Source organism: Rhodocaloribacter litoris, assembly GCF_011682235.2.
GTDB classification, from domain to species: Bacteria; Bacteroidota; Rhodothermia; order Rhodothermales; family ISCAR-4553; genus Rhodocaloribacter; species Rhodocaloribacter litoris.
In genome coordinates this window covers 2,935,676-2,960,098 of the sequence record NZ_CP076718.1, presented here as the reverse complement: position 1 = coordinate 2,960,098, position 24,423 = coordinate 2,935,676, and the positions used below count along the sequence as shown (strand labels likewise).

The window sequence follows — 24,423 nt, the reverse complement described above, 5'->3', positions numbered from 1 at the left end:
CCGAACGCCGGGAACAACCCCTCGCTGCGATGCCGGGAAACGCCTCCCGAAATACACGATCAGGCCCCACCCCCTGCGCACCCATGCACGGTACAGCCCCGCTCGTCCCAGGCCTACGTTCCTTCCTCGCCGCCTGGATCGTCGTCACGGGATGGGTGGTGGGCGGGAAACAGGGACAGGCACAGGCGCTCGAATACGGCCTCATCGTAGAGGGCGTGGGGGCCTACGAAGACGGCCTGCCGTTCTGGCTCCACGCCAACCGGCAGGGTCTGCTCGGGCGGGGAACCGGCACGATGCCCTCGGGACTGGCCCGTCTTCACGCACGGTACGCCACGGCTCCCGGACCCCGCCTTCGGTTCGCCGCCGGCGCCGAACTCGCCGCCCGGGCCGGCGGCACCGGCGAGACGCTCCACTTCCACCGGCTCTACGGGCAAGCCCGTTACGGCGCATTCACGCTCACGGCGGGGCGCCTCCCACACACCGCCGGCCTCGTGGACTCCACCCTCTCGCTCGGCTCGATGGTCCTCTCGCCCAACGCCACCCCCGTGCCCGCCGTCAGCCTGGCCTTCGACTACATCCCCATCCTGGTCCTGCCCGGCAAAACCGAGTTGATCCACGCCAAAGGCTATTTCAGCCACGGCTGGCTCGAAGGAGACCGGTTCGTGCGCGGCGCGTTCCTTCACGGCAAGTACCTCTATCTGCGGGGCCTCGGCCCGGCGGACTTCCCCGTGCTCGCCTATGCCGGCATCAACCACTACGTCATCTGGGGCGGCACGCATCCCGACCTCGGCCGCCTGCCCTCCGGCTTCCGCGACTTCGTCGACGTCGTGCTCGCCCGTGCCGGCGACCGCGGCCGGGCACCGGGGGGCGAGGTGGTCAATGCCCTCGGCAACACCGTCGCCTCCTACGACTTCGGCCTCACCGTGCGCCTGCCCCACCTCCACCTGACGGCCTACCGCCAGTTCTTCATCGACACCAGCACCGCCGCCCGCTTCCGGAACCCCTGGGACGGCCTCTGGGGCCTGAGCCTGCAATGGCCCGGACGCGACCGGCTCATACGGAAGCTGCTGTGGGAACACGTCAGCTCCAAACGCCAGGGCTCCCGGTACGATGCGGGCGAACCCGACGGTGCCGACAATTACTACAACAACTTTCTGTACCGGGGCGGGTGGACGTACTACGGGCGCACACTCGGGCTGCCGCTGTTCTTCCCCGATCCTGCCGGCGAACGCCCCGGCGTCGTCAACAACATCGTCGTGGCCCACCACCTGGGCCTCGAAGGCCGGATCGCCCGGCGCTTTGCCTACCGAAGCCTGTTCACCTACAGCCGCAACTACGGCGCCCGGGACAACTGCGGCGATGACGGCTGCTTCGGCGAGCCCACCCTGCTGACGCCCCGCCGCGACCAGGTCTCCTGGCTCTTCGAGCTACGCGGGCCCCTCTCCCCGACCCTCGACCTGCTCGCGGCCGTCGCCGTCGATGCAGGGGACGTCTACCCCACACGCGCCGGCCTCCTGCTCGGTCTTTCGTGGCGCCCCGGGCCCCCGCAGGCGCGTTAAGACCGCAAAAGACCGGGCCGCAACACCCCGCAACGCTCAGAACGCCCCGCCGCCGAGCACCTTGATCGTCGCCGCCGGGTTGGCGACGCGGGCAAACGCATTGCGGGTGTCGATGATGTAGCGGGCCTGCCGGGCGATCTCATCATACGGAAACGCGTCGTGGTCCGTCAACAGCACCACCACATCGAAGGACGCGACCGCCTCCGCCGTCAGCGCGATCCCCTCAAACGTACGCACCCCCTCGGCCAGCGGCACCCGGAACACCGGCACGTGCGGGTCGCTGTAGGCCACCTCCCCGACCCCCTTCCGGCAAAGCAGCGCCAGCACCTTCTCCGAAGGACTGTGACGGGTGTCGTCCACGTTCTTCTTGAAGGCCGCCCCCAGAAGGAGCACGCGCGCCTCCGCGAGCCGAACCCCCTGACGCGCCAGCGCCTCGACCACCTTCTCCACCACGTAAAACGGCATCTCCTCGTTCACGCGCGCCGACAACGTGATGAAACTCGTCTCGAAATCGTACCGCCGCGCCAGCCACGACAAATAGTACGGGTCGATCGGAATGCAGTGCCCCCCCAGCCCCGGACCCGGGTAGAACGGCATGAACCCGAACGGCTTCGTCGAGGCCGCCTCGATCACCTCCCACACCGACACCCCCCCCATCCGGTCGCACAGCCGYGCCAGCTCGTTCACCAGCGCAATGTTCACGCTCCGGAAAATGTTCTCCAGCAGCTTCTCCATCTCGGCCACCTTCGGGCTCGAGACCCGGTGCACGTGCGCCACGATCTGCGCCAGCGCCGTCGCCGCCACCTCCGTACAGGCGGCCGTCACCCCGCCCACGACCACCGGCGTGTTGGCCGTCGTGAACTGCCGGTTGCCCGGGTCGATGCGCTCCGGGCTGAAGGCCAGGAAGTAATCCCGGCCCAGCACCAGCCCCCGCTCCCGGGCGACCCGCTCCAGGATCGGCTGCACCAGCCCCTCGGTCGTGTTCGGGTACGTGGTCGACTTCAGCACGACGAGTTGCCCCCGGTGCAGGTGCGGTGCCAGCGCTTCGGTCGCCCTGCGGATGTAGGACGTGTCCGGGTCCTTGTGCTCGGTCACCGGCGTGGGCACGCAGATGAAGACCACGTCGGCCCCGGCGAGCCCCTCGACGTGGTCCGCCGCCCGCAGGCAGCCCGTCTCGACGAGACGGCGCACCAGGGCGTCGTCGAGGTCCGGGTTGTAGTTCTGTCCCGCATTGAGACGCAGGACGCGTTCCGAATCGAGATCGATCCCCAGGGTCCGGAAGCCGCGGCCGGCGTATTCCACCGCCAGCGGGAGCCCCACATACCCCAGACCAATCACCCCGATGACGGCCGTTTTCTCCGAGAGCCGCTGTTGCAGGGCCACCGCCGCCTCGGGAAGCGGGGGGGCTTCGGCGACGTCGAGCGGGGGGTTCCGGTGTTCCATGTGCGTCATTGGCGGTACCGGTTGAGCTTGCGGGGAAAGGTTCGCAGGAGGGGGTCATGCCCGGCGGCAAATCGTTTTCGCATGGGCGATGTTCCCTGCCGGCCTCACGCGAGCAGCCGGCGCAGGAGGCGGTCGCGAAGGCGATCGGGCAGGAGCCGCTGGAGCACCCAGCGCATCCGGGCCACCGGGCCGACCAGATAGCGGGTCTTCGGGCGCCGGGCCGTCAGCGCGTGGCGTACGGCGGCCGCCACGACCTCCGGGGGAGCGCCCCGCGTCTCGGCGGCGGCGACAACCCGCCGCATACGCTCCATCGCCTCCCGGTACAGGCTTACCACACCCGGATCGATCCGGGACAGGATCGCGTCGGCGGCTTCTTCTCCTTTGCGCCAGATGGGTGTCGTCACCGTACCCGGCTCGACGATCACCACCTCGATCCCCCACGGTGCCAGCTCCATGCGCAGCGCATCGCTGATCGCCTCCAGGGCAAACTTGGAGGCACAGTAGGCCCCGACGAAGGGAATCACGCTGATTCCACCGATGGAACCCATGTTCACGATGCGCCCGCGGGCCCGGCGAACGAGCGGCAGGAAAGCCTGTGTGACGGCCAGCTGCCCCGTGACGTTGACTTCGAGCTGCCGGCGGAAGGCGTCGAGCGGGATCGCTTCGAGCGGTGCAGCCAGCACGATGCCCGCGTTGTTGACCAGCCCCCACAATCCCGCCTCTCCGGTGGCCGTCCCCACCGTCCCGGCCGCAGCCGCGATGGCAGCGCCGTCGGTCACATCGAGGAAAAGCGGCCGCAGATGCGGGAGGCCTTCGGCTTCCAGGGCGCGGGCGTCCTCCGCGCGGCGCACGGTGGCGAAGACGGAAAAGCCGTGTGCGGCCAGGTCCAGGGCACAGGCGCGGCCGATGCCGGTGGAGGCTCCGGTGACGAGCACGAAGCGGGTGGTGGAAGCAGGCACGTCCGGGCTGCGCTGACGGTGCGCGTTGGCGGTTCCGGGATGTCGGGGTGTGGGCACCGGGCAAAGAACTCAGCCTTCGACGAGGATATCCGGCCCCGGCTCGGTGACGGACGTGCAGCCGCACAGCGCGAGCGTCAGGTCGAGGTCGGCCAGCAGGTTGAGCAGCACCCCGCGGACACCGTCTGCGCCGCCGAGGGCCAGGCCGTAGACGTAGGGACGCCCCACCAGGACGGCCTGCGCACCGAGGGCCAGGGCCTTCACCACGTCGGCGCCCCGGCGGATGCCGCTGTCGAAGAGCACGGGCACGCGGCCCCGTACCGCCTCTACGACCGGCGGCAGGGCATCGAGGGCGGCCACGGCGCCGTCCACCTGGCGCCCGCCGTGGTTCGAGACGATGATGCCGTCGACCCCGTGGTCGAGGGCCTGGCGGGCATCGTCCGGATGGAGGAGCCCTTTGACCAGGACCGGCAGGCGGGTGACCTCCCGGAGCCGGGCCAGCTCTCCCCAGGTGAGGGCCGGGTCCGAGAAGATGCCGGCAAAGAGGCGGACGGCGGCAACCGGGTCCTCTTCGGGAGGCGCCTCGAGGGCGGCCCGAAAGACCGGGTCGGTGAAGTAGTTGGCGAGCCCGTCGCCGTGGAGGAAAGGCAGGTAGGCGTGCTGGAGGTCGCGCTCGCGCCAGGCCAGCAGCCGGGTGTCCAGCGTGACGACGACGGCCTCATACCCGGCGGCTTCGGCCCGGCGGAGCAGGCTGGCCGTAACTTCGGGGTGCCGGCCCGGGTAGAGCTGGAACCAGCGCGGGGCCTCGCCCATGACCCCGGCCACGGCCTCGATCGGCTTCGAGGCCACGGTGCTGAGGAGGAAAGGGAGGCCCAGGTCGCGGGCGGCCCGGGCCACCGCCAGCTCGCCTTCCTCGTGAACGATGCCGAGTACCCCGACGGGGGCCAGCAGGACGGGGGCCGGCAGGCGACGCCCCAGCAGTTCGACGCTCAGGTCGCGCCGGGCCACGTCCCGCAGCATCCGGGGTACCAGGCGCCATCGCCGGAACGCCACCCGGTTCGCCCGCATCGTCTCCTCCCCGCCGGCCCCGCCGGCCACATAGGCAAACGCCTCCGGCTTCATCCGCTCGGCGGCCAGCCGCTCCAGTTCCTCGAAAGCAACCGGAAGCGGCGGCTTCTGGCCCTGCATCCCGGCCAGGTAGATCTGCAACTGTCGCTCCATCCCCGGCGAAGCGGGCGAAGTCTCCGGCATGATGCTCCTCCCGGCGTGTACGCGCCGGCCACAGGTGAGACGGACCCACGCCGGGAGGTTACAAAACGGCCGCTACAAGTACAAAAGGCCGGCGGGAACGGGGCTCATTCCGCCCCGCTTTGCGCCTGCAGCTTCTCCGTGAGCGCGGGCAGGTCCAACCCGAGCAGCCCGGCGATCTGCCGGCCGACGGCCGCATTGTCGTGGTTGCCGAAGAAGCGGGTGTGGCCCGGCCCGAAGGCGTAGAGGTTCACGTCGACGCCGGTGTGGCCTCCGGTGGTCCAGGCGATGACGGCCCTCCGGGCGATGAGGTCGTTGTAGTGCGAGAGGAAGGTGCGGGCGTCCCCGTCTTCGGCGGCTTCGAGCAGGGCCCGGCGGTCTGCGGGATCGAGCGTGGCGGGGTCGAGGCCGGCCTCCCGGAGCACCGTTTCCGGGTCCGCGCCCTCGCGCAGCATCCGGGCCAGGGCGTCGTTCGAGTGCCGGACGGGCGCCAGCACCCCGGGATACCAGGCATAGACGCCCCGGCCATCGAGGTTGCGGCCCAGCGTGAGGCCGCCCGTCTCGTGATCGGAGGTGACGACGACGAGCGTCTCGCCCTCCTGACGGGCGAAGTCGAGGGCGACGGCGACGGCCTCGTCGAAAGCCAGGATGTCGTGCAGGTGGGCGGCGGCGTCGTTGGCGTGGCCGGCGTGATCGATGCGGCTCCCTTCGACCATGAGAAAGAAGCCGTCGGGGTCGTTTCGGAGCAGGTCGAGGGCCTTGCGGGTCATCTCCGCCAGGGAGGGTTGTTCGGCCGGGTCCCGGTCGAGTTCGTAGTCCAGGTGGCTGCCGGCAAAGAGGCCGAGGACGGGCGGGGCCGTCACGCTGTCGAAAGCCGCCCGGGTAAGGGCGACGTGATAGCCGGCGGCACGTGCCTCCTCGAGCAGGTTGCGCCCGTCGGTGCGGCGCCCGCCCGCGCTTTCGGGCAGGAAGTCGGCACGCCCGCCGCCGAAAAGCACCTCGATGCCTTTCGTGATCTGCTGCGCCGCGATCTCCGCCGCCATGCCGCGGTTCGGAACGTGGGCCGAGAAGGCGGCGGGGGTGGCATGCGTGAGGGTGCTCGTGGCCACCAGGCCCGTGGCCATGCCCCGTGCCTCGGCCGCTTCGAGTACCGTGGCGACGGGCCGGCGGAGCGTGTCGACGGCGATGGCGCCGTTGTACGTCTTGACGCCGCAGGCATAGGCCGTGGCCCCGGCCGCCGAGTCGGTCACGCGGGAGTCCGTCGCGTGGGTCTGCACGGTGCCGACCAGGTGGGGATCGACGGCCAGCCCGCCCGCCTGCCCCAGCACGTCCCGGCGATAGGTGCGGGCCAGGGTGAAGCTGGCCGGACCGCACCCGTCGGCGATGAGCAGGATGACGTTCTTCGGCCGGCTCGTCTCCTCCGGCTGCCCCGAACAGGCCCCGACGACCACGCTGAGAAAAACCGACAGGACAAGACAAAAAAACGCGGTTAAAGCTCGGCTGAAGCGCATGGGATCAACGGTTTTGAAGGCTGGTAAAGGCCCGGACACGGTTCCGGCCGGGGAGCCCCGCCCTAACGCCCGTCCGGGCACCGGCGTTTCCGGGGTGTCAGATTAACGCATGAGGAGCAATGACACCTTGCCCCGGGGACGAAACCGGCATATTTTGTCGAATATTGGCAGACAGCAAGGCCCTGTCGTATTTACTTGCGGGAGTGGCCCATCGCTCGATCAAAGAACGCATCATCCTGGAGGATACCATGAAAATCACGGTTGTGGGTGCCGGCAACGTCGGAGCGACGGTGGCGGACTGCATCGCCCGGAAGGATATGGTCAAGGAGGTGGTCCTCGTCGACATCGTCGAGGGGCTGCCGCAGGGCAAGGCGCTCGACATGTGGGAGGCCGCGCCCATCCACGGCTACGACACGCGCGTCATCGGCACGAATGACTATGCCGATACGGCCGGCTCGGACCTCTGCATCATCACGGCAGGGCTGGCCCGCAAGCCCGGCATGAGCCGGGACGACCTGCTCGTGAAGAACGCGGCTATCGTCAAGTCGGTCACCGAGCAGTTCGTGGCGCAGAGCCCGAACGCCATCCTCATCGTCGTCTCGAACCCGCTCGACGTGATGACCTACGTGGCCTACCTGACGAGCGGTTTCCCCAGCCGGCGCGTCATGGGCATGGCCGGCGTGCTGGACACGGCCCGGTACCGGGCCTTCATCGCCATGGAGCTGGGCGTTTCCGTGCGGGACATCCAGGCGCTGCTCATGGGCGGGCACGGCGACACGATGGTGCCGCTGCCGCGCTACACCACCGTCGCCGGCATCCCGCTGACCCAGCTCCTGCCCAAAGAAAAGATCGACGCCATCGTGGAACGCACGAAGTTCGGCGGCGGCGAGATCGTCAAACTGATGGGTACCTCGGCCTGGTACGCGCCCGGGGCGGCGGCCGCCGAGATGGCCGAGGCCATCATCAAAGACTCGGGCCGGGTGCTCCCGTGCGCCGTCTGGCTCAACGGGCAATACGGCCTGCACGAGCTGTTCATCGGCGCACCGGCCCGCCTCGGCCGTAACGGCGTCGAGGAGATCATCGAGGTGGAACTGAACGACGAGGAAAAGGCCCTGCTCGACGCCTCCGCCGAGCACGTCCGCGCCAACGTCGCCAAGCTCGAAGCGCTGCAGGCGGCCGGCTGATACCCGCCTGTCTTTCACCGGCGCCGTCGCCCGGCCGGGCGGCGGCGTCTCTTTTTGCCGCAGCCGGGCATCCGGCATCATCCCCCGCTTATTGCCCTGAACGGCCCGAACAAAACCGGGAGCCGGGCTGTTCACCCGTACGTCCGGTTCCTGTGCCACGTCATCTTATCGATGGGAGAAATGAAGTTTCGCTTCGCGAGTACGCTGGGTGTTGCCCTGTTCGTCTCCGGCCTGTTGCTTGCCGGTTGTGATGCGAACGGCGAGCCGGAAGGCGAGCTTTTGATCGAAGACCTGCAGGAAGGCGACGGCCCGGCCGTCAAGGCCGGCGATCCGATCATGGTCAGCTACGTGGGCAGGCTGGAAGACGGCACGGTCTTCGACACCTCGGAGGACGACGAGCTCCCGCTGGCTTTCACCCTGGGGGTGGGGCAGGTCATCGAAGGCTGGGATCAGGGCATCGCCGGGATGCGGCCGGGCGGCACCCGGCGGCTGACCATCCCCCCCCACCTCGCCTTCGGGCGGCGCGGCTTCGGCGACGCAGTGCCCGGCAATGCCACCGTCATCTTCGACATCACGCTCGACCGGATCCTGGACGACGTGTACATCGAAGACAGGGTCGACGGCGAAGGCGCCACGGCCAAGACCGGCAAGATCCTGACCGTCAACTACACCGGCACGTTGCTCGGCGACATCGAGTTCGACAGCGCCGAAGGCTTCACCTTCGAACTGGGCAGCACCGGGTTCATCGAAGGATGGCACCGGGGCCTGGAAGGGATGCGTGCCGGCGGGGAGCGCATGGTCGTCATTCCCTACCACCTCGCCTACGGACAGGCCGGCAACGGCATCATCCCCCCGTTCTCCGTTCTCACCTTCGTCGTCGAACTGCTCGAAGTGCGGGAACCGTAGAGGCCCGCCTCACCGGAGCACGTCGAGGAGGTGGGTGTACTTGACCGTCAGCCCCCGGTTGAGCGTCTCGTCGAAACCGAAGAAACGGTCCGCGGTGCTGGTCTGGTTGAAGACGATGAAAAGGCCCGTATTGGCGGCCCGGAGCCATCCCAGGCGCACGTTCATGGAGAAAACGCCGGCCTGATCGTTATACTGGACGAGGCTCTGTATGAAGACCCGCGGGGAGAAGGCATAGGAGAGGCGGGCGCGGAAGAGGTTCGTCGTGAAGTGGCCCCCGGGCAGCCGGACGTCGTTGTAGCTCAGGCTGAAGGCGGCATTGAGGGTCTCGCCGGCCCGGACGTTCAGCGTGGGGTCGATCGAGACGCGATCTCCCCCGAAGAAGCCGCCGATGGTGGCCCGGGCTTCCAGGCTGATCCAGTAGCCCCGGTTCGTGAAGCCGACCAGTTGCAGTTCGCGGTGATCATACGTCCCCGCCGGCACGAAGACCCCGTCGGCGATCTCGAAGGGCGCGCGCACGCCCTCGCGGGTCAGGTTGATGCCGGTGTGGATCTCATAGCCGCCCCGCCATTCCCAGTGGTTGTCGATGTGGAGAAAGCCCGTCTCCTGGAAGCCGTCGAGCCCCCAGTATCCCCGGTAGGAGACGTGCGGGCGTAGTTCGAGGAAGCCCAGCAAGTCCTCCGGGCGAAAGCGGTGGAAGATGAGGCCGGCAACCTTCCGGTAGCTGGTGCGCCGCAGGAAGCCCACCTCCGGGTTGAACCCGTCGCCCACCTGGGTGAAGGTGGCACTCAGCAGCCAGGCTTCCGCATCATACTGCGCGTCGAGGTTGAAGGCCTGCTGGCCGCCGTCGACGCCGGGGGTGAAGCTGCGCGCCACGAAGCCCGAGACCATCCCGTACGCGCCGAGCCCGAACCGTGCGTCGAAGGCCAGGAGGCGGTTGTAGTCCCGGTCGGGTGCCAGATCACCGGTGCCCTGCCGGTTGGTCAGCAACACCCCGACGGCCGAGCGGTTGGGCAACTCCCGCTGCAGCCGTACCACGGCAAAGTTGTTGGCCGGGAGGCTGTCGGCCCGGACGGCTTCGGTCTGCATCTCCAGCAAGCCGATGCGGGTGGCGCCGGCGGTGCCCGAGAGCCGCACGCCGCCGAGGATCGGCACGGTTGCCCCTGCCGAGAGACCGATGCGGCGGCTGAAGAACAGCTCCACCTCGCCCGTCTCCCCGACCGAGAACAGCCCGGCGTTTTCGAGAAAGAAGGGGCGTTTTTCGGGAAAAAAGAGGCTGAAACGATCCAGGTTGATCTGCTGCTCGTCCACCTCCACCTGCGCGAAATCGGTGTTGTAGGTGGCATCGAGGGTGAGCCCGGGCGTGAGGCTGTATTTGAGGTCGACGCCGAAGTCGGCCTCGGTGTGCGTGGTGCCGTGCACCTCGAAGTCCCGGATGGCCTGGCCGAGGACGTAGGGCATGACCTTGAGGTTACGCGGATCCGGCACGGCCAGCCCCGTCAGCGTACCGGCCAGCGAGACCCGGTTGAGGTTGAACTGCCGGGGCAGCGGCGCCCAGAAGGCGTGTTCGTTGCGCCGCCGGATCGTCCGCTGGAAGTTGATGCCCCAGGTCTGCTCACGCCCGGAAGGGAAGCGCAGGGTGCTGAACGGGATGGCAAACTCGGCGCTCCAGCCGAAATCGCCCGTGGCGGTGCGCACCTCCCAGGAGCCGTCCCAGTTGATGTTGAAGCCGCCCCCCGAGCCGGCCATCTGCCGGCCCCCGCCGAAGCTGCCCTGTCCTTCGTTGGTAACCTGCGCGTCGTACTCGATACCGGCCGGGTTGGTGCCGAAGACGAAACCGTTGCGCCCGTCGCGGTAGGTATCCAGGATGAAACGGAAGCTGTCGGTCTCGTCGAGCGAGGCATCGCGGCGGCTGTCCGCGACGATGATGCCGGAGGGATCGCGGTCGAAGCAGATCACACCCACGTAGAGGACCGCGTCGGTGAAGACCAGGCGGACCTCGGTCCGCTCGGAGGCGGGCGCTCCCTCCCGCGGCTCCGTCTGCCGGAAACCCGTCGCCGGCGGCACGGCCTGCCAGACCGGGTCGCCGAGCACCTCCCCGTCGAGCCGGGGCGGCTCCGGCACGGCCACCGCCTGCACGACCGGGCGTTGCGACACGGCCCGCTCCACCGGCTGCGCCCGCAGCGCATGGCCGCCCCCCAGCAGCAACAGCCCGATCCATCCCGCCACCAGCCGGCGGCCCCGGAAACCGGCACGAATCCCCATCATGTTTTCCGGCACGTTGAGTGGAGAAATCGAAGCCGCAATTTCCGAACGGGCCGTCGAAAATCCCAACCGTTCCCGGATTTTTCGCCCGCCGGCGGAGGCCCCTGGGCCCGCTCAGATGCCGAAGCTGAGGGTGAACGTGAACAGACTGCTGACCGGCTTGCCGTTCTGACGGGCCGGGCGAAACATCCAGCCTTCGGCGGCGGCCAGCGCGGCCTCTTCCAGACCGTAGCCCAGTCGTGGCACCGGCTGTTTGGGGTCCTCCGGCCTGTCCCCCAGCAGGTAGCGTTCGACGATGCGTGCCTGCTCCACCCGGCCCCGTTCGTTCACCAGCACCTCGACGACCACCTCGGCGCGCACTTTTTTCCGGCGGGCCTCCCGGGTGTACTCCGGCTCCACGATCCGCACGGGCTTGGGGCCGACGGTGGCGCTGACGGCCGTCGCCCGGGTCCCTTCAGGATCCCCCTCGACCTGCTCGGCATCGTCTCCCGGCGTGTCCACGGGCAGGTAGCTGTCCCGCACCTCCAGATCGTACTCATCCAGGACGACTTCGTCCGGCACCACGACGGGCACAAGGGGCGCCGGCGGCGGGGGTCGGCGAAGCCGCTGCTGTGTCTGTACGATCTCCTCCATCACGATGAGCTCCTGCCCCCGCGGATCGTAGACGATCTCCGGCGGCTCCGCCGCACCGGGCGGAGGCCACCACCGGACGGCCGCCGTCACGACCGCCAGGCTGAGCGCCAGCGTCGCCATCATGCGGAGCACGTACCCCTGTTGCCGGTCGTATGTCTTCCCCCTGCGCGGCATGCGCCGTTCCCGAGGCTGTTCCCGGAACCAAGTTTACCTTATTTAGAGGCGGCGAAACGGAAGTTCCGCGCCGAGATGTGGCACGCGTCCCCTCACCGGTCGGTGCCGCCGGATCGACCGTCGCGGGTCCGGAACCGGCTTCTTGAACCCGCCCGGAGCCGCCCGGTTCGGCCGAGCCGGGACGGGATCTTCCCGCCCCGGCAGCTGTTTCAGTTTTCCCGGCGTTCTTCTTCTATGAAACCCCTGCAAAAGCGAGACCTGCGCTTGTGCAAACCCGCCCCGCCGCCGTATTTTGACAGAAATGTGTCGACGGCAGGGACCGTCCCCCTGACACAATCATCCTTCAGTAACAGGGAGAACGCACGCGGCCCGACCGGCTGCCCCGATAAAGCCTTGAACGACGCGATCTTTCCGCTCTTGTTCATACCAAGCACCCACCCGTGTTGTGTTCGACCTTCCCGGCGTCCTGGGAAGGTTTTTTTTTGCAGAAGCGGTTACGGTACGTCCGCTTCTGACCGCCTTGCCCGCTCAGATTCCCCGCTGAACCGCTTTGCCGTATGAACCAGACCATCGACCTTTCGACGAACGGGAACGCACCGCAACCTTGCAAGCTGGCCCTGGCCGACGGCACCGTCGTCACCGGCGTCGCCATCGGCCACCGGGGTGAGACCGGCGGCGAGCTCTGTTTCAACACGTCGATGACCGGCTACCAGGAGATCATGACGGACCCCTCGTACCACGGGCAGATCATGATGATGACCTACCCGCACATCGGCAACTACGGCGCCATGGACATCGACATGGAGGCCGAGCGCCCGATGATTGCGGGCCTGGTGGTGCGGTCGTTCACCCACCGCTACTCGAACCAGCTCGCCGACGAGTCGCTGCACAACTTCATGCTGCGACACCGGCTCGTGGGCATCTCCGGCGTCGACACGCGGCGGCTGGTGCGGCACATCCGCGCCAAAGGGGTCATGAACGCCGTCATCTCGTCGGTCGACCTGGACGACGAGCGCCTCGTCGAGAAGGCCCGGGCCTGGCCGTCGATGGAGGGGCTGGAGCTGGCCTCCCGCGTCACCTGCGAGGCGGCCTACGACTACAGCCTGGGCGAAGGCGCCCGCATCGCGGTCTATGACTACGGCGTCAAGCTGAACATCCTGCGCACCTTCGCCCGGCGGGGCTGCACGGTGCGTGTCTTCCCGGCTTCCACCCCCCTGGAGACGGTGCTCGCCTGGAACCCGGACGGTCTCTTCTTCTCGAACGGTCCCGGCGATCCCCGCGCCATGCCCGAGGCCATCGAAACCGTCCGCCGTGCCATGGAGACGGGGCTACCCCTCTTCGGCATCTGCCTCGGCCACCAGCTCATGGCCCTGGCCCTGGGCCTGACGGTCTACAAGATGTTCGTCGGGCACCGGGGCGCCAACCACCCGGTGAAGAACCTCCAGACGGGCCGTGTGGAAGTGACGACGCAGAACCACGGCTTCGCCGTCGATCCGGCCTCGCTCGACCCGGCCAAGGTCGAGTGGACCCATGTGAACCTGAACGACAAAACCGTCGAGGGCCTGCGCTTCAAGACGTTCGTGGGCCTCTCGGTGCAGTACCACCCGGAAGCCTCGCCCGGCCCGCACGACAGCCGCTACCTCTTCGACGCCTTCCTGCGCGACATCGCCGAGGTGCGCGGCGTGCCCGTCGTCCGGCACGCAAAAGAAGACGGCGAACGCCGATGACCCGGTGACGACCATGACCGACACGCAGGCCCATCGGCCCGAACCGGCCGAATCGATCCGTAAACAGGTCGGGCAACACCAGCCAAAGCGCCCGCTCGAACTGGCCTGGGAGCTACGGCAACGCACCCTGGCGCTGACCGGCGGCACCTGGCCCCGGAACGACGACCATGACCGCATTCGAAAAGTTGTTGGTGGACCTCAGCCGGAGTGACGTTGCCTACATCCTCGTCGGTGGGCTGGCCGTCACCCTGAACGGCTACGCCCGCGCCACGGAAGATGTCGACATCCTGGTTCAAGCCTCCCCGCTTAACCTGCAACGCCTGCTCAACGTGCTCGCCGACTTCGGAGAAGGCCATGCTCGTCAACTCACGATCGATGATTTCACCCTCGAAGAGGGTTGTATCCGGATCATCGAGTCGTTCCCGCTGGACATCTTCACCCTGATGAGCGGGCACACGTATGAAGATCTCCTGCCTTATACCGCCCTGCACCATGTACAGGATGTTCCGATTCGCTACCTGACGGCCGAGGGACTGATCCGGCTCAAGTCCGGGTCGCTTCGTCCCAAGGACCAGCTCGACGTCCAGGCGCTCCGGGATATCCAGCGCCGCCACGATCCCTGACATCATCCCGTAACCGACATCCCGTCATGCCCAAGCGCACCGACATCAAAAAGATTCTGCTCATCGGCTCCGGTCCGATCGTCATCGGGCAGGCCTGTGAATTCGACTACAGCGGCAGCCAGGCCGCCCGGGCCCTCCGGGCCGAAGGGTACGAAGTCATCCTGGTCAATTCGAACCCCGCCACCATCATGACCGACCCGGTCACGGCGGACAAGATCTACCTGCAGGCGCTGACGCCCCGTTCGATCAAGGAGATCGTCGAGCGGGAGCAGCCCGACGCCGTGCTGCCGACGATGGGCGGGCAGACGGCCCTCAACCTGGCCGACCGGCTCCACCAGGAGGGTTTCTGGGAAGAGAAAGGCGTCGAGGTCATCGGCGTGGACATCGACGCGATCCATATCACCGAGGACCGCCAGCGCTTCCGGGACCGAATGGAGGAGATCGGCCTGGACCAGGCCCGCAGCCACACGGCCAAGAGCCTGCTCGAAGCCAAGGAGATCGCCCAGGAGCTCGGCGGTCTCCCGGTGGTCATCCGGCCGTCGTTCACGCTGGGCGGCTCCGGCGGCGGCATCGTCTGGACGCCCGACGAGTTCGACCGCAAGGTCACGCGCGGCCTGGAGATCTCGCCCGTGCACCAGGTCCTCATCGAGGAATGCCTCTTCGGATGGAAAGAGTACGAGCTGGAGTTGCTGCGCGACGCCAACGACAACGTCATCATCATCTGTTCCATCGAGAACGTGGATCCGATGGGCGTGCACACCGGCGACTCGGTGACGGTGGCCCCGGCGCAGACGCTCACCGACAAGCAGTTCCAGCAGATGCGTGACGCCGCCATCCGCGCCATGCGCTCCATCGGCACCTTCGCCGGCGGGTGCAACATCCAGTTCGCCTTCGAACCCTCGACGGGGCGGATGATCGTCATCGAGATCAACCCGCGCGTGAGCCGTTCGTCGGCCCTGGCCTCGAAGGCCACCGGCTACCCCATCGCCAAGGTCGCCGCCCGCCTGGCCGTCGGCTACACGCTCGACGAGCTGCCCAACGACGTCACCGGCACCACCAGCGCCTGCTTCGAGCCCGCCATCGACTACGTCGTCACCAAGATCCCCCGCTGGAATTTCGACAAGTTCGAGGGCGTCGACGAAGAGCTGACCACCCAGATGAAGGCCGTCGGTGAGGTGATGGCCATCGGCCGGACGTTCCCCGAGAGCCTCCAGAAGGCCTGGCAGAGCCTGGAGATCGGCTATGCCGGCCTGGGCGCCGACCGCGAAGACGCCACGCGCGAGGAGGTGCGCGAGCGCCTGAAGAAGCCCTACTGGGACCGCACCCTGCAGATCCGCAACGCCTTCAAGCTCGGCGCCTCCGTCGAGGAGGTGGCCGACATCACCCGCGTCGACCCCTGGTTCCTCTACCAGATCCGGGCCCTGGTCGACCTGGAGGCCGCCCTCACCCGGCGCACCCTCGACCAGATCGACCGGGACTTCCTGTTCGAGGTCAAGCGCCACGGCTTCTCCGACGCCCAGATCGCCTACCTGGTGCAGGACCATGTAACCGAGGACGACGTTCGCGCCCACCGCAAGCGCCTGGGCGTGCTGCCCACCTACCAGCTCGTCGACACCTGCGCCGGCGAGTTTCCCGCCCAGACACCCTACTTCTATTCGTCCTACGAGACGGCCAACGAGAGCGAGGTCACCGACCGGAAGAAGGTGCTCATCCTGGGCAGCGGCCCCAACCGCATCGGGCAGGGCATCGAGTTCGACTACTCGTGCGTGCACGGCGTGCTGGCCGCCCGCGAGCTGGGCTACGAAGCCATCATGATCAACTGCAACCCGGAGACCGTCTCGACCGACTTCGACGTGGCGGACAAGCTCTACTTCGAGCCGGTCTTCTGGGAGCACGTCCTCAACGTCATCGAGCACGAGCGGCCCGAGGGCGTCATCGTGCAGCTCGGCGGCCAGACCGCGCTGAAGCTGGCCCGTCGCCTGGCCGAGCACGGCATCCGCATCTTCGGCACGTCGTTCGAAAACATGGACCTGGCCGAAGACCGCGGCAAGTTCTCCGACGTGCTCAAGGAGCTGGAGATCCCCTACCCGCCCTACGGCGTGGCCTACGATGCGGCCGAAGCCGCCGAGGTGGCCGAGCGCATCGGTTACCCGATCCTGGTGCGGCCCAGCTACGTGCTCGGCGGCCAGGGCATGCGCATCGCCATCAACCGCGACGAGGTGGCCCGCTACGTGCGCATGATCCACAAGCTGCTGCCGGAGAACCAGATCCTGCTCGACCTCTTCCTCGAAAATGGCATCGAGGTGGACGTGGACGCCATCTCGGACGGCGAGGAGGTCTGGATCGCCGGCATCATGCAGCACATCGAGCCCGCCGGCGTGCACTCGGGCGACTCGACGGCCGTCCTCCCGCCCTACTCCCTCTCGCACACCGTACAGCAGACCATCCGGCGCTACGTCACCGAGATCGCCCGGCGCCTGGAGGTCGTCGGCCTGATCAACGTGCAGATGGTCATCAAGGACGAGGTGGTCTACGTGATCGAGGCCAACCCCCGTGCCTCGCGGACGGTGCCGTTCGTGGCCAAGGCCACGGGCATCCCCATCTCGAACATCGCCACGAAGGTGATGCTCGGCCACAAGCTCGCCGAGTTCCGCGAAAAAGGACTGCTGGAGTCGAAGCTGCGCGGCTTCGCCCTCAAGGAGCCGGTCTTCTCGTGGGACAAGTTCCCCGAGGTGCCCAAAGAGCTCGGCCCGGAGATGAAGTCCACCGGCGAGGCCATCGCCTTCATCGACGAGCTGACCGACGAGCACTTCCGCCGGCCCTACGAGATGCGCAACCTGTACCTGTCGCGCTAAGGCGCGGCGACGTAAACAGACCGAGGGACGAGCGCAACCCGCCGTCCCTTCGTCGTTCGCCTCCGGGCAACCCGTACCCGGCAGGGGCATTGGAACGGGGACCTGATCCGGCGCGCCATGTCCCCGTTCCCGCAAGATGCCCTCGCCCGGTTTTGCCGCCGGCATCACATCATCCGGCTCTCGCTGTTCGGGTCGGTGCTTCACGGCACCGCCGGCCCCGACAGCGACCTGGACCTGCTCGTTGAATTCGATCCGGATCACGTGCCCGGCTTCATCGGACTCTCGGCGATCGAGCAGGCCCTGTCCGAGGCGGTCGGACGCCGGGTAGATCTGCGTACGCCGAAGGACCTGAGCCCCTGGTTCCGGGAGGCTGTTCGGGCGGAAGCCAGCGTGCTCTATGACGCCACAGGATGAGATACGGCTTCGGCACATGCTGGAGGCCGCCCGCGAAGCACGCACGTCGTGAAAGGACACGCCCGATCCGATCTCGACGGCAACCGTATGCTCGTCCTGGCGCTCCTCAAATCGATCGAGATCATCGGGGAAGCCGTCCCGGGTCACCGCCGAAACACGGGTCACATGTCCCTCCATTCCCTGGACGGCGATCGTAGGGATGCGAAACCGCCTGGTACACGGCTACTTCGACGTCGATCTCGCCATCGCCTGGGCCACCGTGGATCAGGAATTGCCGGATTTGATCCGAGAACTGGAGCAGCTCCTCTGATGCGCACACCCACCGGCGAGGCCATCGCCTTCATCGACGAGCTGACCGACGTTTCGGGGCGTCACCAGGAGACGCGGGCGGCAAAGGCCACGAAACGCGGGGGCAACAGGCGGGGGGCTGTCGACAGGCCGTCTCCGTCGAAGACGAGGCGCCGGTCGGCCACGTTGGCCCGGTTGAGCAGGTTGAGCACGTCGAGACGGAGCTGGAGCCGTGCGGGACCGAGGGGATGGGTGTAGGCAGCGCCCAGGTCGAGGCCGTAGCGGTCCGGCAGGCGATGGGCATCGGGATCTCCCAGGTCGTAGGGCGGGTGGTAGCGGGTACGCGGGCTGTGCCCGAAATAGTCGTAGTAGGCCCGGCGGAGCGCCCAGGTCTGCCCCCGGACGCCGTAGGCGCGGAGGCTCAGCGTGAACCGCTCGGCCGGCAGCCAGTCGACCCCCAGGTCGAGGCGGTGGGGTTCGTTCCAGGGAAAAGACACCCGGCGACCGTCGAAGAGGTCGTCACTGTGCCACCGGGCGACGCTGCGCGTATAGGCGGCGCGGACGCGCAGGCGTTCGCCCTTGCGTTCCAGGGCGACCGAGCCGCCGTAGTACCGGGCCCGGAATGACGTCAGGAAGGCGTTCTGTGGCCCCTTGCCGTCGGCCGGCAGGCCGGCCGGGTCGGCAGCGTAGTTGATCGTGAGGCCGTGCGGCTGGTGCTTCAGGTAGCCGTCCAGGCGCACCGTCCAGCCGCGCCCGGGCGTGAGTGTGACGGCCGGGGCGAGGTGATAGACCTTCGGCGGGCGGACGGAGGCGTCGAGCGGCAACCAGATGCGGGCTGTGGACAGGAGCGCCCCGGCATTGAGCACGCTCAGGTCGAACTGGCTCACGAACTGCCGGTAGAGGCCGGCCGCCAGGCGAACCGTGACCGGCCCGAGGCCACCGACCGCCCGGGTGTACGTGGCCGCCAGGCGGGGCTCGGCGTAGACAGTCTGACGGCCGGGCCGGTAGGTGAGGCGCACCCCGGCCTCTACCGAAACCGCCGCGCCGAGCCGGATCCGGTCCCGGGCGAAGGCGGCCACCCGGGTGGCGCGGGCGGCATGGCGTACCTGCCGGTGCACCATGGTAAAGGTCGCCGTCGAATCCAGGTCGAGGGGCGCGTTGCCTTCCAGCACCGGACGTACCTGGAGCGACATGGTCCCCTCTGCGACGCTGGCCAGGCGCAGGTCGAAGCGGCTGTCGGTGACGGTTCCTTCGAGGCCCAGTTGCACGTGGTGGGCGCCGCGGGTGTGATCGAGGGAGGCGGCCAGTCCCAGCTCGGTGACCCGGTTGCCGTCCCGTGTCCGGCGCGTCGCGGGCCCGCCCAGTTGCACCCGGGCCTCATCGATGTCGAGCGCAAGGGCTTCGAAGAACTGGTAGTCGTGATCGAAGCGGTAGTGGCCGGCACGAGCCTGTACACTCCACAGCGTAGGCCCACCGAGGACGGCGTCGTAGCGTACCTGTCCGGTGCCACCTGCCCAGTCGTACGTGTCTTCCACCGTGACCAGTCCCTGCGTATTGACCAGAGCGAAACTTTTGCGCAGGGCGGCGTCGGGAAAGAGGTCACCGGCCAGGCGTTTGCGTCCCCGGTAGAACGAGGCATAGAGCGTCCGCAGCGGCGCCGGGTGCCAGCGCAGGGCGGCATGCAGGTCGGAGAAGGCCAGTCTGGGTTCGGGATCGGGATCGAGCAGGAGCGTCTCGCGGAAAAAGTCGGGGTCGATGTCCTGATAGCGGCGCAGGGGCGCCAGCAGGACGAAGGGGTCGGGGGTGCTCCAGCGGCGGAGCGTCCGGCGCAGGGCGGCGGGCTGGTAGGCCGCCCAGGGGCCGGCCCGTACGGCGGCCATCAGGGCCACGCGCGGGGCTTCCTCCGGCCCCGTACGAAGCGACAGACGCGCATTCAGGCTGAGCGGATCGACCTGGGCCTCGAAGCCGTCGCCGGATTCGACCAGGTGCTCGGCCTCGAGCACACCGGCGGTCTGGCTCCCGGCCTCGGCCCCGAAACCGGCACGATGCACGGTGATGCGTGCCAGCGCCAGCGGGCTGAACGGCCCGATGAAGCCGACCGTCTGGCGGGGCATGAAGACGGGTACCCCGTCGAGGCGGAGCAGGTGGTCGCCGGCCGCTCCGCCCTGCACGTGCACGTCGGCCGTGGCATCACTGAGGCGTACCCCGGCCAGGGCCTGCAGTGGCAGGAACGAGGTCGTCCCCGTCTCCGTGGCAAACCCGACGGGCGGCTCCTGCCGGTCCACCCGCGCCCGGACGCCGTCCCCCGGCTCCACGTCCGACGCATCGACGACGATGGGCGTGATCGGCACCGGCTCCGCCGCCAGGGCCGCCCGCACGTAGGCGCTGCCTCCGGCGTCGAGCACGAGCGTATCCTGCCACACCCGGTAGCCGAGGTGGGAAACCGCCACGGCATAGCGCCCCGGCAACAGCTGCGGAAAGGCGAACTGCCCCGCTCCATTGGTCGTCGTGCCGAGGCCCCGGTCGGCCAGCACCACATGGGCATAGGGCAGCGGCGCCCGCGTCCGTGCATCGACGACGGCACCGGCCAGCACGGCATACTGCGGCGGCAGCGCCACGGGCCGGGTCAGCACATAGGTGCCCGAAGAGCGACGGTAGAAGTCCAGCCCGGTGCCGTCGAGCAGGCAACGGAGGATGCCCTCCGCCGTCTCGTCCTGCACGACGCAATAGACCCGCCGCCCCCCGACAAGCGCGGGGTCGTAGGCCAGCGCCACCCCCGTGACCGCCACGAAGCGGGCCAGGGCCTCCTCCAGCGGCACCCCCCGCATCGCCAGCGCGTAACGTTCCGCCTGCCCGTAGGCCGTACCGGCCGCCTGCATCCCCCACAGGAGCACGGCCACGACGACCCACCGACGACAAGCAAGGCAGGACACCATGGTTGGAAGGTTCGGCTTGTTCAACGGCCAGCTGCCGGTTCTCGCGGATTTCAGGTCCCTTTTCACCGGACCCACGGCCCGCCCATCACCACGCCGCGAAGCGCCTCAGCGCACCGACAGGCCGTGGATTTCGTACCGGATCTCATCGTCGAAGACATGTTCCACCCAGTCGATCACGATCCGGGTGGGCACGCCCCACACGGGATCATAGAGGACCATCAGGCTGTCGGCCCCGGCCTGCGCCTGCGCCACCAGGTCAAAGAAACCGTCGATCGTGGGAAAGATCCGGCGCTGCTCCGGATCCAGCACGGCACCCGAAGCCTCGGACACGACGGCCCGCACGGTGTCGGCCCGCACGAAGACGGTGAACGTCCCTGCCGGATAGCAGAAACAGAGGCGCGAAAGAAGGACATCGTAATCGCTGAGGCGCTGCCGCTCCCACCGTTGCCGGGCCTCTTCGAGACGGAGCGGGATCCCCTCCGGGAGGGTTTCGTCCCGGGCCTCGAGGAAAGCACAGCCGCCGGTCAGGAACAGCGTTCCCAGCAGCAGGATCGCCGGCCAACCATCGATGCATGCCGCGGGGATTCGCATGGTCGTCACTCAGGAGGCCAGCGACAGCACCTTCCCCATGAACAGGATCGTGCCCGAGTGTCGTTCCCGGATGAAAAAGAGGAACGGCCGGTTCACCTCGATCACCGTCGTGCGTGGCATGGATGTCACTTCGATGATGACCCCCGTAACCGCTGCGGCTTCGGTGCCTTCCTCGTTCACCTCCACGAACGTTTTGTGGAGCACGTCGCTGATCCGGACCCGTTCGGGCGTCATCCGGCTGAAGTCGGCATCGTCGGTGAAGGCCACCTCCATTCCCATCTTCGCCAGCGCCTGTTTGAGGGAGGCGTCGTATGTGAGCTTGAAGCGCGGCAGGAGCAGCTTCACCTTCTGCGGGGCGAGCTGCCGGATCCATGCCTCCCACGTTGCCCCGTCGAGCGAGGCGGCCAGGGCGTTCACGTCCCGTTCCGCTCCCACGGCCGGCAGCACGATGGTCATTGAGAAGAGGCTGTCCCCATAAGGAAGGTCAACGGCCGAGAATCCTTCGGCCCCGTAGACGGGCAGGGTCCCTTCGAGCGTCATCATCGGGACGGTCGTGCTCGTTCCGTCGAGGTTATGGAAAGGTGCATCCCGCGTGGCGTTGCGGTCGAAGGCATACTGCCAGGCTCCTTTGAAATAGATCGCGTTGATCAGGTACATCATATGATCGGGGGCGACCTGCTCGATGATCCGGTCGATCTTGCCCTGTGTCTTCTCTTTGACCCAGTTGTTGATGACGCGGACGGTGGCCGGATCCCGGAAGTCGAGTCCCCGCACCTCGGCGTCGAAGTAGGTCCGGTTCAGGTCGAGGAAGCCGGGGAGCACGTTGAAGCCCTGCCGGTACCAGATCGAGTTGGCGATGTCGAGGCGGACCTCCGGGTCGAGCCGGGTGAGCAGGTCGATGAGGTCTCGGTAGGCGGCGTTGATGGCTTCTTCGGAGAGGCCGGTCTTGCCGAGCGTGGCTTCCATGGCGGCGCGCGTCTCGCCGGCGGCGCCGTTGAGCGTCATGCCGAGGGCCATGGAGACACTCAACGGGGAGATGAAGAGGTTTTGCCCGGGTTCGGCTTCGTGCAGGGTGCGAAAGAGCCGGAGGCCGAAGCCGTTGTCGGCCTCGATGACGGCCTGCTCGGTGGAGGTCAGCGGGCGCAGTTCGGCCCGCTCGAAGGGCGGTGCGTCCTCGGAAGCGAGGAAGGAGCAGCCGCCGAGGGCCACCAGCAAGGCAAGACAGGGGAAAAGGCGTATCCGCATGGTTCGTTCAGGCACGGTTCAGGGATCCGGGGTGGATGGAACGATGATCTCGTAGCCGTCGGCGGTGCGGCGATAGCGCAGGTCGAGCGAGAAGCAGAGATCACCCAGGGCGTCTTCGAGCGAGGTCGGACGCGGGTTGAGGTAGGTAACCGGGCGATGGGCCACCTCGTCGGCCACCGTCAACTCGACGGCGTAGCGTCGTTCGAGGGCGCGGAGCACGTCGGCCAGGGGCCGGCCCGAGAAGGAGAGCCCGCCGGTCCGCCAGGCCATCGGCCGTTCGTATTCGGGCACCGCGGGGGGGGAGGGGCCGGCCCCCGCCGCCACGCGCGTCGTCTGCCCCGGTGCCAGGCGGACGGTGCCGGTACCCGACCGGCCGGCCACCTCTACGGCGCCTTCCTCGAGCGTCACGACGGTCTCCGGCGCCAGGTCGTCCGGCCAGGCCCGTACGTTGAAGCGCGTCCCCCGGACCGTCACCCGGGCGTTGAACGTCTCGACGACGAACGGTTTCTCATCCGCAGCCACCACGAAGAACGCCTCGCCCGTGAGGATCACGTGCCGGACGGAACGGGCGAGGAAGGGCCGGTACCGGAGCCGGGCGCCACTGCCCAGCGTGACGGCCGAGCCGTCCGGCAAGAGGACGGTCTCGACGGCCCCGTAGGGCACCGTCACGAGCGTGGGGCGGTACCACAGCCAGAGCACGGCGAAGACCACGACGACCGCCAGGAGGCCGCCCCAGCGCAGGGCAACGGGCACACGCAGGGGATGCCACCCACCCGGAGGCACGACACGTCCCAGGATGCTGCGTGCCTTCGCGGCGAGGGCCCGCGGCCGCTGCTGCCGGGCCACGCGTTGCATCACCCGGTCGGCGAAATGCGGCCCGAAGGTATCGTTGCGTGCCGTGGCGACGGCCTCCCGGACGGCCCGGTGGGCCTGCCAGACGGCCCGTGCCTCCGCCGACGTGGCCAGCAACCGCTCGAAGCGCGCCTGCTCGCCGGGCGAGAGGGCCTCGTCCAGGGCACGCAGGAGGAGCAGATGGTCGTCAGGTTTCATCATCGAAGTAGGGTGTCAGGAGCACCTTGAGCTTCTGCTGCGCGCGGGCCAGTCGCGAGAGCACCGTACCGAGCGGCAGGTCAAGGATCTCGGCCGTTTCCCGCGTCGAATATCCCTCGATCATGCGGAGCACGACCACAACCCGGAACGGCGGCGCCAGGCGTTCGAGGGCCGCCCGCACGAGGGCCGCACGGTCCCGGGCTTCGACATCGGGCTCGTACGTCGCATCTTCCAGATCCTCGAAGCGATCCTCCGGCAAGAAGCGGGCCCAGAAGCGACGCCGGCGCCTGAGCGCATTGAGCGACAGGTTGACGGCAATCCGCGTCAGGTAGGTCTTCAGGCTCGCCTCCCCCCGAAAGCGATCCAGGCTCCGGTAGAACCGGACGAAGACTTCCTGTCCGACGTCTTCCGCGTCGGCCCCGTTGCCGAGCAGGCCATGCACGGTGGCCGCGACCGTTCCCTCGTACCGTTCCACCAGCAGGCGGAAGGCAAGCGCCTCCCCGCCTCGCGCGCGGGCGAGTAGCTCGTCATCGGTCAGCGACGTATCGGCGTGCGTCTTTTCGGTCAACGTCGGGTTCGCATCCTGGCCCCGGGTCCCGTCCCGGAGCGTTTTGCCGTAATAGACAACGGGGATCGCGGCTTTATTCCCGCCGGCGCGCATCCGTCCAGCCCGCACCGGAGAACCGCCACGGCCTATATACGAAAAACGCCCGCTTCGGAGAGAAGCAGGCGCAGGGAAAAGTACCCCCGGCAGGAATCGAACCTGCGACACTCGGTTTAGGAAACCGATGCTCTATCCACTGAGCTACGGGGGCAAA

General features: G+C 68.1%; 20 protein-coding genes and 1 tRNA gene. 9 read left to right on the top strand and 12 right to left on the bottom strand.

Annotated elements, in window-relative coordinates; translation table 11 throughout:
- Window positions 1–83 precede the first annotated feature (83 nt).
- Complete coding sequence (locus tag GQ464_RS12310; RefSeq protein ID WP_166977399.1) at window positions 84–1,559, top strand: capsule assembly Wzi family protein; 1,476 nt, start codon at window positions 84–86, stop codon at window positions 1,557–1,559.
- 36 nt (window positions 1,560–1,595) lie between these two features.
- Here the strand turns inward: GQ464_RS12310 and GQ464_RS12305 are convergent, their stop codons facing one another.
- The 4 genes from GQ464_RS12305 to GQ464_RS12290 all read right to left on the bottom strand — a co-directional run bounded on the left by GQ464_RS12305 (window position 1,596) and on the right by GQ464_RS12290 (window position 6,717).
- Complete coding sequence (locus GQ464_RS12305; protein WP_228350253.1) at window positions 1,596–3,002, bottom strand: nucleotide sugar dehydrogenase; 1,407 nt, start codon at window positions 3,000–3,002, stop codon at window positions 1,596–1,598.
- Window positions 3,003–3,106: 104 nt separating this feature from the next.
- Entirely contained in the window at window positions 3,107–3,961 is an 855-nt protein-coding gene (locus tag GQ464_RS12300) for an SDR family oxidoreductase (RefSeq protein WP_166977924.1), read from the bottom strand.
- Window positions 3,962–4,030: 69 nt separating this feature from the next.
- Entirely contained in the window at window positions 4,031–5,209 is a 1,179-nt protein-coding gene (locus GQ464_RS12295) for a lactate 2-monooxygenase (RefSeq protein ID WP_166977922.1), read from the bottom strand.
- Between the two features lie 104 nt (window positions 5,210–5,313).
- Window positions 5,314–6,717: an alkaline phosphatase gene (locus tag GQ464_RS12290; RefSeq protein ID WP_166977919.1), complete on the bottom strand. Its 1,404-nt coding sequence runs from the start codon at window positions 6,715–6,717 to the stop codon at window positions 5,314–5,316.
- A 248-nt stretch (window positions 6,718–6,965) separates the two neighbouring features.
- Between GQ464_RS12290 and mdh the strand changes: the two genes are divergently transcribed.
- A complete protein-coding gene (gene mdh, locus GQ464_RS12285) occupies window positions 6,966–7,901 on the top strand; it encodes a malate dehydrogenase (protein WP_166977917.1) in 936 nt (311 codons plus the stop codon).
- A 180-nt stretch (window positions 7,902–8,081) separates the two neighbouring features.
- Window positions 8,082–8,807, top strand: a complete 726-nt coding sequence (locus GQ464_RS12280; RefSeq protein WP_166977915.1) for an FKBP-type peptidyl-prolyl cis-trans isomerase — start codon at window positions 8,082–8,084, stop codon at window positions 8,805–8,807.
- 9 nt (window positions 8,808–8,816) lie between these two features.
- On the opposite strand, the gene GQ464_RS12275 is transcribed toward GQ464_RS12280, so the two are convergent.
- Complete coding sequence (locus tag GQ464_RS12275; protein WP_166977913.1) at window positions 8,817–11,072, bottom strand: DUF5916 domain-containing protein; 2,256 nt, start codon at window positions 11,070–11,072, stop codon at window positions 8,817–8,819.
- A gap of 111 nt (window positions 11,073–11,183) precedes the next feature.
- Window positions 11,184–11,876, bottom strand: a complete 693-nt coding sequence (locus GQ464_RS12270) for an energy transducer TonB (protein ID WP_166977911.1) — start codon at window positions 11,874–11,876, stop codon at window positions 11,184–11,186.
- A gap of 557 nt (window positions 11,877–12,433) precedes the next feature.
- Here GQ464_RS12270 and carA point away from each other — a divergent pair.
- The 6 genes from carA to GQ464_RS19225 all read left to right on the top strand — a co-directional run bounded on the left by carA (window position 12,434) and on the right by GQ464_RS19225 (window position 17,805).
- On the top strand, window positions 12,434–13,603 hold the full coding sequence (gene carA / locus GQ464_RS12265; RefSeq protein ID WP_166977909.1) for a glutamine-hydrolyzing carbamoyl-phosphate synthase small subunit: 1,170 nt from the start codon (window positions 12,434–12,436) through the stop codon (window positions 13,601–13,603).
- A gap of 13 nt (window positions 13,604–13,616) precedes the next feature.
- Window positions 13,617–13,814: a hypothetical protein gene (locus GQ464_RS12260; protein WP_166977907.1), complete on the top strand. Its 198-nt coding sequence runs from the start codon at window positions 13,617–13,619 to the stop codon at window positions 13,812–13,814.
- On the top strand, window positions 13,771–14,226 hold the full coding sequence (locus GQ464_RS12255) for a DUF6036 family nucleotidyltransferase (protein ID WP_166977905.1): 456 nt from the start codon (window positions 13,771–13,773) through the stop codon (window positions 14,224–14,226). The genes GQ464_RS12260 and GQ464_RS12255 overlap by 44 nt, the downstream gene beginning before the upstream one ends.
- Window positions 14,227–14,252: 26 nt before the next feature.
- Window positions 14,253–17,081: a carbamoyl-phosphate synthase large subunit gene (carB, locus tag GQ464_RS12250; protein ID WP_166977903.1), complete on the top strand. Its 2,829-nt coding sequence runs from the start codon at window positions 14,253–14,255 to the stop codon at window positions 17,079–17,081.
- A gap of 117 nt (window positions 17,082–17,198) precedes the next feature.
- Complete coding sequence (locus tag GQ464_RS12245) at window positions 17,199–17,495, top strand: nucleotidyltransferase family protein (protein WP_166977901.1); 297 nt, start codon at window positions 17,199–17,201, stop codon at window positions 17,493–17,495.
- A 199-nt stretch (window positions 17,496–17,694) separates the two neighbouring features.
- Window positions 17,695–17,805, top strand: a complete 111-nt coding sequence (locus GQ464_RS19225; protein ID WP_272493449.1) for a HepT-like ribonuclease domain-containing protein — start codon at window positions 17,695–17,697, stop codon at window positions 17,803–17,805.
- A gap of 61 nt (window positions 17,806–17,866) precedes the next feature.
- Here GQ464_RS19225 and GQ464_RS12235 read toward each other — a convergent pair whose 3' ends face one another.
- The 6 genes from GQ464_RS12235 to GQ464_RS12210 all read right to left on the bottom strand — a co-directional run bounded on the left by GQ464_RS12235 (window position 17,867) and on the right by GQ464_RS12210 (window position 24,420).
- Window positions 17,867–20,719 (bottom strand): carboxypeptidase regulatory-like domain-containing protein, encoded by a 2,853-nt coding sequence (locus tag GQ464_RS12235; protein WP_166977899.1) that lies wholly within the window; start codon window positions 20,717–20,719, stop codon window positions 17,867–17,869.
- 105 nt (window positions 20,720–20,824) lie between these two features.
- A complete protein-coding gene (locus GQ464_RS12230; RefSeq protein ID WP_166977897.1) occupies window positions 20,825–21,310 on the bottom strand; it encodes a DUF6174 domain-containing protein in 486 nt (161 codons plus the stop codon).
- Between the two features lie 9 nt (window positions 21,311–21,319).
- Window positions 21,320–22,555 carry a serpin family protein gene (locus GQ464_RS12225; protein ID WP_166977895.1) on the bottom strand — a complete coding sequence of 412 codons (1,236 nt, stop codon included), beginning with the start codon at window positions 22,553–22,555 and terminating at the stop codon, window positions 21,320–21,322.
- Window positions 22,556–22,573: 18 nt separating this feature from the next.
- Window positions 22,574–23,608: a FecR domain-containing protein gene (locus GQ464_RS12220; RefSeq protein WP_166977893.1), complete on the bottom strand. Its 1,035-nt coding sequence runs from the start codon at window positions 23,606–23,608 to the stop codon at window positions 22,574–22,576.
- The gene (locus tag GQ464_RS12215; RefSeq protein WP_166977891.1) at window positions 23,595–24,173 is read right to left on the bottom strand and encodes an RNA polymerase sigma factor; all 579 of its coding nucleotides are present in this window, start codon (window positions 24,171–24,173) and stop codon (window positions 23,595–23,597) included. The genes GQ464_RS12220 and GQ464_RS12215 overlap by 14 nt, the downstream gene beginning before the upstream one ends.
- 174 nt (window positions 24,174–24,347) lie before the next feature.
- Window positions 24,348–24,420 (bottom strand) — tRNA-Arg (locus GQ464_RS12210).
- Window positions 24,421–24,423: the final 3 nt, after the last annotated feature.